The sequence below is a fragment of the Gallibacterium melopsittaci genome, assembly GCF_042433085.1.
Taxonomy (GTDB): Bacteria; Pseudomonadota; Gammaproteobacteria; order Enterobacterales; family Pasteurellaceae; genus Gallibacterium; species Gallibacterium melopsittaci.
This window is the reverse complement of sequence record NZ_JBHLWA010000010.1, coordinates 81,894-96,068: the sequence shown is the minus strand read 5'-3', so window position 1 is coordinate 96,068 and position 14,175 is coordinate 81,894. Positions and strand designations below refer to the sequence as shown.

Sequence of the window (14,175 nt, the reverse complement as noted above, 5' to 3'; positions counted from 1 at the left end):
GGGCTAGGGGAGATTTTAGCTATCATTTCATTAAAGCAAGGCAGCCAAATCTCCCAAAACCTCTTAGCTAAAGAGGGCTTTAGTGATCACAAGGGAGCTCAGTAGCATTTTATAAAGATCTTTTTTAAAACTAGGTTTGTTAGCAGTCTTAGCGAATACTTGGATCCACCATCCTATTTCCATACTTAGAATGTAAACAAAAATTCAATTATTTATATTTTATAAACAATTTTAACATAAGTGTAAAATATACGGAATAAAGATATATTTAAATATTCCTTTAAATATCAATTATTTAATTATTTTTTTTGATGTAAGTCAAAATTGTTTATTTTCTAGCTTGTTTGGGTTTGATTTTACGTAAACGTTTGCTTTTTCTATTGAGTACTAAATAAGTGACTTAATGTAATTAAAACGTTATTTTTATATTTACATAGCTTTATAGAGTTGCTAGAATTTTGCTATTTTTACTACATGAATATCCTGACACGGAAGCAGAATATTTAATTTATCTAGAAAAACTTAGTAACTGGACATTTCATACCGTAATGGGGGGGGGGGAAAGAGGAATCTAATGAACCATATATTTAAAGTTATCTTTGATAAAACTCGTGGCATTTTCGTAGCTGTTTCTGAACTTACCAAAAATCACACCAAAGAAAAATCTGAACAAATTGCAGAACATTCATTGTCTTCGCCAAAACGCTTAAGGGGGGGGGTATTTTCGCTAACTAGTGCCTCAGCAGTTGTATTGATTGGATTGGGGCTTATCGTTCCAGTGCAAAATGCTATGGCATGGAATGACTATGGGATCTATGAAAAAAATTATGGTGCGATTAAAAAAGCTGGGGCGGCAGACCAGGTAGATTGTTCTGACAACTATACCGTTAACTTAACAGGTTCTTATGCATCTAAAATAGCTGGCAAGGACTATGATGATACCGCTTGTCTTAAAGGCGAAGGTACTGTAGCCATTGGTTTTGTAGGGGCATGGCAGATTAACGGCGGTAGCAACTCTGTTTTAATTGGTCGAGCTTTTGCAAATGGTGATACTGACAAAGGCAATGCGATTGAACGAAGCGTATTAATCGGATATAACTCAGGTATTTATAACTGGACTGGCAGTGATGCTGGTGGAGCCACTCTTGTGGGTTCTCAATCAAAAGCAATGGGCGACCAAGCTGTTGTCGTAGGGAATACTTCAGGTGCAGCATCTCAATCCGTCGCCATCGGGGGCAACGTTTATGCACGCGGCGAATCTTCTATTGCTATCGGTAATGATGACCTCATCGGCTCTACCGATTTTGTCACATCACCTTTTGCTGATAAATTACCTGATGCTACCTTGAAGAGCATTTTTGGCGATCTCTATAATGCAGACCCCAATGCCAATAATAAAACAGGGTGGTTCTTCAAAGGCGAAGCTGGCTTTAATGATAAATATAATAAGACGGTTACTTTAGACGACAAAGGGACTAAAGAAGACACAACCGATGACCTTATCAAAGACTACCGTATCTTCTCGCCTACCTATGCTGCTAAACAAGGCGCAATTGCAATCGGTTCTCGTACCATTGCGGGTGGTGTCGTATCTACTGCGGTAGGTTCGCTCTCTTTTGCCTTGGCTGACCGCTCTACCGCGATGGGTATTCGTGCTTTCGTTTCAGGGCCAGGCTTGATTAATGGCGTACAAGATGATGGAGCTGTTGGTGCAACCGCTATTGGTGAAAACTCTCGCGTTTTTGCTAAAAACTCAGTCGCAATTGGTAACAGTGCTGAAGCATCACATGATGGCTCTTTCTCTTATGGTTATAACGCTAAAGCGGTAGGTAAGGGGGCAGTCGCTTTTGGTTATGGTACGGTGGCTGGAGCCAGAGTTAAGAATTCAGAGTACTACGCACTAAAACAAGCCACTGCTGGTCTACATGCACTTGATATTATTAATAGCGATGGTACTACCAATGCTACGAATGTTACAAAGTTTAATATTGGTGTTGACGACTTGATTAATGGTGAATCTGCCAAGGACAAAAACGGTACGCCACAGAAGGAGAACGGTACCATAAAAAGAATCTCTGAAGGGATTGAGCAAAAATTCACGGATAATAAACTCTTTGATCAAAAAGGCAGGGATGGAAAAGATCCGGCAAATGGTAATGAATTCCTCGAAATAGGTGGTAAGAAAATCTATAACCTACAACTCGGTGACTCTGAGAAACAGTCTACTATTGACTATGGTGCGGCTAATGGTGTCGCTATCGGTCGTTATTCTTTTGCTCTACGTGCCAACAGTATCTCCATGGGTTATGCGACCATCTCTGATGCAAAATCAGGCATTGCTATCGGCTCTTTTTCTCATGTTGACGATATTTCCGCTAACTCTGTGGCATTAGGTGTTAATGCATATGCTTCTGGTGAAAACGCTTTTGTGGCAGGTTATTCTGCACGTACCTATGCTAACGACTCTGTGGTAATCGGTGTGGGGGCGAAAGCAGGTGGCGTTGTGGCATCAACTACAAATAGTGGGGAAGTTGGTACTATTGAGACTAATCTCAGAGCTCAGGGTTATACTATTATTTCTGAGGCTGAGTCTAAGGCTGCGAATTTCCAACCTAACGGACCTACAGTGGTTAAAAATTCTATAACAGAGAATGGCACAACCACCACTTCTTATCGTTATTTAGCCCGCAATGCTGCCGCATTCGGTAAACTGGCTACAGCTACTGCATTTAATGCGATGGCAGTAGGTAACAACTCAGTCGCTGACATTCATAATTCTGTGGCACTTGGTGTAAATTCTAAGACAGATTACAAACCTGAGGATCTTAACAAACCAGGTTGGGTAGCTGATGGTGCCGTCGCCATCCCAACCTCTGCAGCAACTGGTGTTATCTCTGTGGGTGCAATTAACCAAGAACGTCGTATTGTCAACGTTGCCTCTGGTGCCAATGACAGTGATGCGGTCAACGTTGCACAATTAAAAACCCTAGGCGAACGTATCAGCAACATCATTGGTTCTGAAAACTCTTCTGGTTTATTCCAATATATGTCTATTGATACCCAAAATACACAGGGTAAGGCAGGTCAATTAGCAGCGGTCGTCAATAAGGAAAGTAACTATAACGAATACATCACGCTTAGAAAACAATACCTAGGTTTTGTCGCGCGTCAAAAACTCAATGGAGAAACCATTAATACAGCTGCACTAGATGATATTAAAGCTCGCATGGATAAACTCTCTGACAAAACTGATTTTGCGACGCGTTCTGCTGGTTTGAAGGATGTACAGGATAAGCTAGATACTATTACTCAGAATGGAGTCAACAAAACTGAATACGATGCGATAGTTAAGCAGTTAACCTCAGGCTTTGACGCTGATAAGAAAGTGGACATTCTTTCTACAGAAGAAAAAGCACTCAAAGCGAAAATAGAAGACAGCAACTTCAAAAACGACGGTGCTCAAGGAGCAGACTCTATCGCATTGGGTTATAGGGCGAAGACTAAAACGACAGTGGATGCTAACAATAAGGGTGGACAAAATTCCATCGCTATCGGCTTCCAAGCTGGTAGAGGCGCTCAAGGTACGGCATCTAATGACGGTATAACTGGCTCAGATGCCATTGCCATTGGTACAGAAACAGAAGTTCGAAATGGTGGTGGTATCGCTATCGGCTATCAAGCAAAATCTCAAGGTACAAACACCATTGTGATTGGTGCAGATAGTAAAGTAGAGTTGGCAGATGAACAAAACAATGGTCTATCTACTATTGTGGGGCAAGGGAATACAATTAAGGCTAATAAGGCAGGCACATTTGGTAATGTAAATATAATCTCTGCCATGCAATCTTATGCAGTTGGTAATAGCAACACTATTCAAAACAATGCTACCAGCTCCTTTATTATGGGTAATAACAATATTATCGGTAAGGGAGAAACAGAATCCTTTGTTATTGGTTTACGTAATACTTTGGCGGGTGCGGATGCGATTACTAATGGCTCTAAGAGCACAGCAGCAAGTGGTAAATCTACAGGAAGTATTGTCATTGGACGCGACAATACGGTGAATTATACACAAGGTACTGATAAAGGATGGTCTGTCATCTTAGGTCATAATATTAATGCAGACTTAGGAATGTCTGTTTATTTGGGTGACAGCAGCCAACGTATCACTGGTGATCGTAGCCGTGCTCTAGGTAATTCTTATAACAGTGTTACGGTAAGCAGTACTACCTTTAGTAATTTTGCTGGAGATAATCCAAGTAGTATTGTCACAATCGGCGGTGCAACCTTTAATCGTCTATTACAAGGCGTGGCAGCAGGTACAATTTCTGCTACTTCCACCGATGCCATCAACGGTTCGCAACTATTCTCTATTACTTCTGGTTTATTAACCAAAATTAATGGTGTCCAAGATAATGTAAATAATTTAGGTAATACCTACGTTAAAATCGATGGTTCTAATTTGCCTGAAAAAGTAGCAGTACCAGCAGAAACGAAAGATGACTCTACCGTTACAAACCAAGCTGATATTGATGCAGCTAATGCGCAAAATGCTATTTGGAATACATGGCGTACTAAACTGGGCATTGGGGATGCGAGTGTCAATTGGGTTAATGTGAATTCAGCTGAGCCTGCAGATAAAGCAGGCACTAACTACGATAAGGAACACTCTGGTGCTTTAGGCACAGACAGTATTGCTGTGGGTCGTAATGCGACAGCAGGCGTTGCCGCTAATCCAAATGGAGCTACTCAGGCAGAAAAAGACGGTGAAATCCGTGCTATCGCTATCGGTACCGACGCCAAGGCAAACAAGAAGAGCAGTATTGCAGTTGGTGATACCGTCAAAGCCGATTCTCAAAACATGGTAGTCATCGGTCAAGATATCCAAGCAACCACTACTGATGCTGAGGGTGCCGTCGTGATTGGTCGCCAGGCTGGTACAAGTTTAGAGAATTTGGACGCTAAACAAACTGGTACAGTCGGTCGCAGTGCAGTAGTGATTGGTAACCAGGCTTATGGTAGTGCGAGAGGTAGTGTAGCGTTAGGGGCAAATGCAGGTGCAACAGCAGAGTATGCCAGTGCCCTTGGTCCTGGTTCAGTCGCTTCTGGTGTACGTGCCTTAGCGTTGCAAGCTGGACAGGCTTCTGGTTACAATGCGATTGCTGTTGGTGTAACAGCAAAGGCAGCTATGGGTGACTCAGTAGCGATTGGGCGTAATAGTGGCGTAACTGATGCAGCTGCATGGTCTAGTGTTGCTATCGGTCTGGGTGCTCAAGCTAATAGCCTTGCACATACAGGCTCATTCTCTATTGGAGGAGAGACTGTAGCCGCTAATCCTACAGGAAAATCTTTTGATAAAGCCACAATACAGCCTTTGGTCGAGGAATTTGATCGAATTTTTGCTGAATACACTACAAAATCTGATCAATGGAAAAAATTGAAGGATGCTAAGGGACTCCGTGATCCTGAGGTCCAATTACTAACCGAACAGTTGAGGACACTCGGACAACAAAAAATTGAAGCAGAACAGGCACTTAACGCGAAACTCAATCAAAACATCGCCGTCTTCTCTGTCGGCGCAGCGGGTAAAGAACGCCAAATCCAAAACGTTGCGGCAGGTGTGATTTCTGCGACATCCACTGATGCGATTAACGGCTCACAACTATACTACACTAACAAATACCTCACTGACTTAGCAGAAAAAGTGGGTAATGGTCCAATCAATGGCGTAGACGGTGCAACTGGCGCTGCTGGTGAGTCTGTCGCAGGTACTCCAGGTACGGCAGGTAGCCGAGGTCAACAAGGTGTACCTGGTAAAGATGGTGATGATGGTCAGAACGGCACACCAGGTTTACAAGGGCCAGCAGGTCGTGACGGTCAAAGCGGTACGACTTTAGCTAATAAAGTCCAATCACTCCGTGATGGTGTTTCAGGTACAGTCGTGTACACCGATACCGCTGGAAACCGTGTGTTAGCGGAAAATGGTAAGTATTACAACGCTGGTGCAGCTGAATTAGCAAATAAAGTAAAAGCAAATGATGGTTTATGGTATGACGCAACTGATGTTAATCCAGATGGTTCTGTAAAAGAGCAAGCTAAAATAGAGAAGAAAGGTAAATCATTAGCACAGTTAGTGACTGCTGAAGCAGATATACTTGCAAGTGATAAGGTTATCCTCTCTGCCGTCAACCCAGATGGTAAAACTGCAACTCCAGTGACTTTAGCGAATATTGCGAGTGCGTTGGGTATTATAGATACTACTGCACCAATTACGTTAGAGAATGCGAAAGTGAAAGTGGGAACAGCTGGTACAAATCCTACAGGTCTATTCGCAATGAAAGGCGCAGAACTTAACCGTGCAGCCACTGCCGCTGACTTACAAGCGTTGGCTGTGGCTGGGATGAACTTTACCGATCGTGTTGGTGGTTCAGTAAATATTCCACTAGGCGGTGCCTTAAATATTTGGGGTGATGGCTTAACTGGTACAGGTGGAAAAGCAACTGATAAATATGTCACCACTACTGCCGCAAATGGTGGAGTAACGATTGCCTTAACTAAAGCGGTAACGGATAAGCTTGATAATATGCCGGAAGATACCACTGCAGCGATCAACGCAGTGACATTGAATTTCACAGGTGATAATACTGTTAAAGATACAAGCCAAAAAGGCGCTGTAAAATTAGCTGAACAAGCGTTAGCGATTACTGGTACAGAAAATCAAATCGAAACCACTGCAAGTGGACAAGGCTTAAGCATTAAATTAGCTAAGGCTATCACAGATAAATTGGCTAATATTCCAAGCGAAAATGTGAATGAGTTACTAAATGGTAAAGCGAATATTGCCTTAGATAATATTGATGCGGATGGTAAGAGCGTGATTACTGGTTTAGTCGATGTGGTAGAATCAACAGCTAAGCCATCAGATGCTTTAGAGATTACGTCTGAAACAGATACTAATGGTAAGAAAACTTTCACTGTCGCATTAGATGATGCCAAATTGAAAGAAATCACAGGCACCACTAACTTAGCCACAGAGTATGCGAAAGCAGCCCAAACTATTAAACTCAATGCGACTACAGGTAGTACTGATGCACAAACGCTAGCTCAAGAAAGTGGTATTGAGTTTGGGGTGAAAGGTGATGGTAAAACCATAGAAACTTCCATTGATGCTACTGATAAGAAAACAGTCAAAATTAATGTGAAATCTGGCGGTATTGGTTCTGAACAGTTGGGTACAAATGCAGTCATAACAGATAAGATTGCAGATCAAAATGTGACTAAAGCGAAGTTACAGAAGGATGTGCAAACGAGTTTAGAGAATGCGGATGCTTTAGCGAAAAATACCTTTAAGCTTACTGGAGATAAAGCAGCAGGTTCTGAAACTGCTTCAGCAACAGATACTCAAACATTACTTAAATCAGACGGACTCTCATTTGCGATTACTGGTAATGACGATATTACCACCAACGCAAGCGGTAGCAGCGTTGCCTTAACGCTTAATAAAGATACAAAAGTTACCGAAAAGGGTACCAAAGCGGTGACTTCTAGTGCAGTCTATACGGCGATTAACGCAGCTCGTCCGACTATCCAAGCAGCAACTGCAACTAGCAGCACTGGCCAAAAGTGGGCGTTTACTAAAGACGCCGACAACTTAATTCAAGTTGTAAAATCAACGGATGGAACAGGTATCAACGGCGATACTTGGGGCATTGCGTTAACTAAGAAAATGCTAACTGATGCGTTGAGAGGTACTTATCTTGAAAGTTCAACAGGAGGAAGCATTACCTTTACTGATGACTATCACACCTCAGTAGAGGCACAACGAACTGCAACCATTAATGGCGTTAAATATGATGTCTATAAGAAAGGGGATGGTATTTATTATGCACAATATAATGCAGATACCGAAACTGTAACTGTGTATCGAAAAGGGCAAACTAGCGGTACTTTAGATCAAGTAGCATCTCAAGATAACTTAGACACTGCGGATGTTGCTAAGAATTGGATGACTAATTCAGGCTATATCGCAGAAATGACCGAAGTGAAAGGCGAATCTAAACCTGTATCCAAAACAGTCGCTTTAGGCCAAGAATTACGCTTTGTGGGCGATGGTTATGTTACCGTGGAATATGATAAAGATGAGAATAATCAACCAACCTCATTAAGAATCAAAACTACTCAAGCAGTAGAAGATGCTTTAAAAGCCTTAAGTGAGGGCAATTTCTCTGGTACAGCAATTTCGTATAAAGCGAATGCAACGGGTGGTAAAACAGTAACAGCTGCAGTTGGTTTTGATTTCCGTGGGGAAACAACTGCATCTCCTAACAATAACAACATTCAAATTAGCCTAGGTGCGCAAGAAGGTGTTGTTGATTTCACTTTAGATCCTAATCTTCGTAAGATTACCTCTATCGGTAGTGGTTCTCGTGACGCGACAGATGATACAGCTGGTAGTAAAGATGTAGCCCAAGAAGCGCGCTTAACCTTTAATAGTGCTAAAGGGGATGCTGCAGCAAGTATCGTTGCCAACGATGTTAAACTCACAGGTTTAGCTGATGGTGAGATTAAGGCTGGTTCTAAAGATGCAGTTACTGGCGGTCAGTTATCTGAAGCCTTAGGTATTAACAATAACCAACACAACAGTATCGGCGATCGTATTACTAAGTTAGAACAAGGCTTAAAAGGTACTGTGGTTTATACCGATAAAGAGGGTCATCGTGTGGTGAAAGCGGGTGATAACTTCTATAAATACGATGATGTTAAAGACCTTTATTACGATAAAGTGACTAAAGCTTGGTATGGCGCTTGGAATAAAGATGAAAACGCACCTGTTGGTGACAAGAAAACAGTAGCTGCTATCAGTGATCCAGAAAATATTTATCTCTCATTAGTGGATAAAAATGATGGTGATAAGAATACTTTAACCACACCAATTGCGTTAGGTAATTTACTCAGTGGCTTAGGTATTGAGACTGGTGGTACATCTGCCAACGGTAGCACACTTGGTGGCGTGCCAATCACCAAAGATGCTGCACAAGCTGTAATTGGTAAAGCGAAGACTAGTACTGAAGAAGCAACAGGCTTATACGCTAAACAAGGCCGTGACTTGAATCGTGCTGCAACCCTAGCAGATTTACAAGCTTTAGGTATGGCAGGCTTAGATATTTTAGGCAACCAAGAGGATGGTGAGCAAAACGCAAATCGTATCCATAAAGCCTTAGGTGCTGTATTAAATATCGAAGGTAAGAAAGATGCGAAGTATAAGAGCGACACCAGTAAGCTATACAGTGATGAAAACCTTATCACCCATAATGATAAAGGCACCTTACGCATTGAAATGTTGAAGAACCCATCCTTCACAGGCGTAACCTTGGATAATGGTAAGGAAGCCCCAGCTAATGCGAAAGTGACCTTAACCCCAACGAAATCAACAGCGGACGGTGTAGCGGATAAAGGTAAGACAGTTCTTAACCTAACCAATGGCACAGAGGAAGATGCTAAGAATCCAACGGCTAATGATGTTGTCGTGCGTGGTATTGCTGCGGGTGAAACTGGCGATTCCGCAGTGAATAAAGCGCAATTAGATGACTTAGCAGCGAAAGTTGGCGCTGGTACTAAACCTATCAACGGTATTGATGGTGCCGCAGGTAAAGATGGCGCAAGCATTATCGGCGACCGTGGTGTGCCAGGAACAAACGGAGAAAAAGGTAGCAATGGCTTACAAGGACCAGCAGGTCGTGATGGTCTAAACGGCACAACGACTGCCAACAAAGTCCAAGCCTTGCGTGATGGCGCAGCAGGTACTGTGGTTTACACTAAAGCGGATACTGGCGAACGTGTATTAGTCGAAAATGGCCAATATTACACAATCGACACAGTGAAAGACAAAGTGAAAGCGAACGATGGACTTTGGTATGCGAAAGATGATGTCGATGAAAAAACTGGCGAAGCGAAAGCAGGTAAGACAGGTCAAACGCTAGCTGACCTTGCTGGTAACGATTCGAATAAACATCTCTCTGCTGACAAAGTAATGCTTTCTGCAGTCAATCCGAATGGTACAACCAATACGGCTACTGTGTTGGATAATATCAAAGGTACTGTGGCTGCAACTCCAGAAAAAATTGCTGACGATGCAGCTAAAGACAAAGCGGTAGCGGATTACAACGCAAGTCAAACAGATGATAAACAAAAAGTTAGTGATTATGCTGCACTAAAGATTAAACTAGGGAAAGAGGTAGCAGAAGGGCGCATGGCGACAGCCAAAGCTGAACTTGAAGCGCAAGCTAAAGTGGAAGCTGCTCGCAAAGCCGTAGCAGGTAATGACAAAGACGGCAATGGCGGTCTATTAACCAGAACCACAGGCTTGAATAACGCTGCAACTGTTGGTGACCTTCAAACTGTGGCACAAGCTGGCTTAACCTTTATCGGCAATGATGATGTAGAAATCCATCGTCCATTAGGTACAGCGTTGAAGATTATTGGTAAAGTGGGTGCGAAATATGGAGCAACTGGTTATGAAGCAGAGAAATATTCTGCGGATAACCTTATCACTCACAACAGTGAAGACGGTACATTAAGTATTGAGATGAAGAAATTACCTCACTTTGAAGGTATCGTTATCAACGGTAAAGACGGTGATGATGGTAAAGATGGCTTTATTGGCGTAGATAAAGACGGCAATATTGTTGTCAACAAGAATGGTGTTGATGGCAAGGATGGTTTAAACGGTACCGATGGTGAGTCAGTCACCCGTGTTGTGACCGAAGAAAACCTTAAAGGTAGCGATGCCATTGTGAAATTGAAATATCAAACTAGCAATGGTACAGGTTATAAAGCTCAACTTGAAGATAAAGAGTTGACTAAATCTGCAGAAGTTGCTTTAGATACTGGTCTTGACTTCAAAAACGGTACTAATACCACAGCTCAAATTGATGCGGGCGGTATTGTGAAATACAACCTAAATCCAGAGTTGAATGGTATTACTTCTATTGGTGGTGGAGCTACTAATGGTGCAGCTAATGAGGCGCGTATTACCTTTAATAATGGCACTCAGGATAATCCTGACACCAAGGATATTGATGAAAGCACAACACCAACCATCAGTGTAAATCATGCACGTTTAACCGATGTTGCTAATGGAGTGAATGCTAATGATGCAGTTAATAAAGCGCAATTAGATGACTTAGCAGCGAAAGTTGGCGCTGGCACTAAACCTATCAACGGTATTGATGGTGCCGCAGGTAAAGATGGTGTTGATGGTAAAACGATTATCGGCGACCGTGGTGTGCCAGGACGTGATGGCGAGCCAGGTGTTGGTGGTGAAGCTGGACAACCAGGTACAGGCTTACAAGGCCCAGCAGGTCGTGATGGTCTAAACGGCACAACAACCGCTAACAAAGTCCAAGCCTTGCGTGATGGCGCAGCAGGTACTGTGGTTTACACTAAAGCAGATACTGGCGAACGTGTATTAGTCGAAAGTGGCAAATATTACACAATCGACACAGTGGACGGTAAAGTGAAAGCGAACGATGGACTCTGGTATGCGAAAGAGGATGTCGATGCAGCAACTGGTGAAGCGAAAGAAGGTAAGACAGGTACAACATTGGCAGCGTTAGCTAAAGCTGGTAATGGTGAAGTTGTTAAGCCTGAAAATGTAATGCTTTCTGCAGTCAATCCAGAAGGTAAAACACAAACTCCAACCACCTTGGCAAATATTAAAGGTAACCTAGGTGATAAAGGATTAGTGACCGATGAAGCCGCTAAGAAAGCTGCTGTTGAGGCTTATAATGCAGACAAAGCAGAGCCTGAAAAAGCGACTGACTACAATGATTTAATTGCTAAATTAAAAGATGCAGAAGTAGATGGCGATGACAATGCTAAAGAAGCAGCGGCTACAGCTAAGGCTGAGCAACTTGTGGCTAAGGCGAAAGCTGACTTGATCAAAGCTGCACGTGATGCAGTGGCTGGTGACAGCGGTCTATTAACCAGAACCACTGGCTTGAATAACGCTGCAACTGTTGGCGATCTTCAAACTGTAGCTCAAGCTGGCTTAACCTTTATCGGTAATGATGGCGCAGAAATCCATCGTCCATTAGGTACAGCGTTGAATATCATTGGTAAGTCTGGAGTAACATATACAACAGATACTAAACCGACAGAGCCTGAAGCAGGAAAAGCCTACGCAGAGGATTACACTGCCGATAACCTTATCACTCACAACAGTGCAGACGGCACCTTAAGCATTGAGATGAAGAAAACTCCAACCTTTGATGGCATCGTACTAGATGGTAAAAACAAAGATGGTAAAGATGGCAAAGACGGCTATATCGGTGTGGATGATAAAGGTAATGTTGTTGTTAAGAACGGTACCAATGGTACTAAAGGTGCTGATGGTAAAGACGGTGCCGATGGTGCGTCAAAAGTCATTACTGAAAAAGACCTCAATGGTACTAAGGACGATGGTAGCGATGCAGCAATTAAACTCGCTTATAAGGCAGGCACAGAGGCAGCTAAAGAAACCTCACTTAAACAAGGTCTCACTTTCAAAGGTGATGATAACATCAAGACTTCAACAGAAGAGGGTGGTATCGTAAATGTTAAGTTGAGCGATAAGTTGACTGGTATTACTTCTATCGGTGGTGCGACTGATGAAAACGGTAAATACACTGATGGTTCATTAACCTTTGGTAATCGTAATAAAGAAGGCGGTGAAGAGGGTGAAAAAGAGAAAACCATTGATGCTGGCGGTTCTGTAATTACCAATATTGGTACACCAACTGAAGATAGCGATGCAGCTAACAAGGGTTATGTGGATGACAAAGTCAAGGGAGTTGATACTAAAGTCACTAACTTAGGCGATACTGTCACTAATATCCAAAAAGATGTTAATGCAGGCTTTACCTTAAACACAGGGACACAAGAAGTTGAGAATGGTAAGGTTGTTGTTAAAGAAACTGGAAACGTTGGTGCAGTCAAACCGAATACCACTGTTGTAATGGTAGATGGTAAGAATACCAAAGTGTCCAAAGTTGATTCTGGTTCAGCTAACGTAATTAGCTACACTATCGAAGTCAACGGCATCCCAATGAGCTATGTTAATAGTGCAGGTGATACCTTAGTGAAAGTTGGTGATAAGTTTGTTGCACTTAAACCTAATGGTGAAATTGATCCAACAAATACCAATACAACTATTGCTGGTATGAAAGTGGTTAACCCAGATAATCCAGATAAAGGCTTAACAGTGGATAACGTTGCTGACGGTAAGGTCGCAGCAGGCAGCAAACAAGCTGTTAATGGCGGACAACTCCATACTACAGCACAATCTGTTGCAGATGTTCTTGGTAGTGACTTTGAAAATAAAGATGGCAAAGTGACTGTGAAGAATGGCACAGATGGTACAAATGGTATCGGCGGAACTGGTAAGACAACAATTAGTGAAGCGTTTAAAGAAGTCGTGAAGAGAGCGAATATTGAAGTGACTAACTTAGATAGCAACATTAAAGTTGAGAAAGATACTAGTGTGTCTGATAAGACAATCTACAAAGTTGGCTTAAGTAAAGACATTAAAGTAGAAAACTCTATCACCATCGGTGAAGGCAACGTGAAGTTGACTTCTACAACTGGTGAAGATGCTGAAGGTAACAGTGTACCAGTGTTGAATGTGAACAAAGCTCGTATCACTGGCGTGGCAGCTGGTGTGGAAGACACTGATGTGGCGAATGTTGGTCAAGTTAAAGCATTAGCAGCAGGTACAACGAAAGCCATCAACCAAGTGAACAAACGAGTTGACGACTTAACCAAAGAGTCAAGAGGCGGTATCGCAGGAGCGATGGCAACTGCAGGTTTAGTACAAACCACTCAACCGGGACGTACAACCGTTTCAGTTGGCACAGCGACCTTCAAGGGAGAAAGTGCAGTAGCGTTAGGCTTCTCTAAACTCTCAGACAACGGAAAAGTTGGTATCCGTATCTCTGGTATGACAACCAGCGGTGGTGATACAGGCGGTTCTGTAAGTGTTGGTTATACTTGGTAATAACTAAGTAGTCCGATAAACTGTGAAGTAAAAATAAAGTGCATCCAGATGGATGCACTTTTTTTATGCCTTTAGTAATAGACGAAATTGGATTAAAAAATTCGATACCGACTAATAACAAACCTAGCTTTAAGGAAGTTCTG

1 protein-coding gene is annotated in these 14,175 nt (G+C 42.5%); it reads left to right on the top strand.

Annotated features, from left to right (window positions below):
• The first annotated feature begins 574 nt into the window (after window positions 1–574).
• Window positions 575–14,032: a YadA-like family protein gene (locus tag ACFFHT_RS02485; RefSeq protein WP_382373153.1), complete on the top strand. Its 13,458-nt coding sequence runs from the start codon at window positions 575–577 to the stop codon at window positions 14,030–14,032.
• Window positions 14,033–14,175: the final 143 nt, after the last annotated feature.

Excerpts from the sequence above, each read along its gene's own strand:
- ACFFHT_RS02485 (WP_382373153.1), top strand. The coding sequence starts at position 575 with ATGAACCATATATTTAAAGTTATCTTTGATAAAACTCGTGGCATTTTC.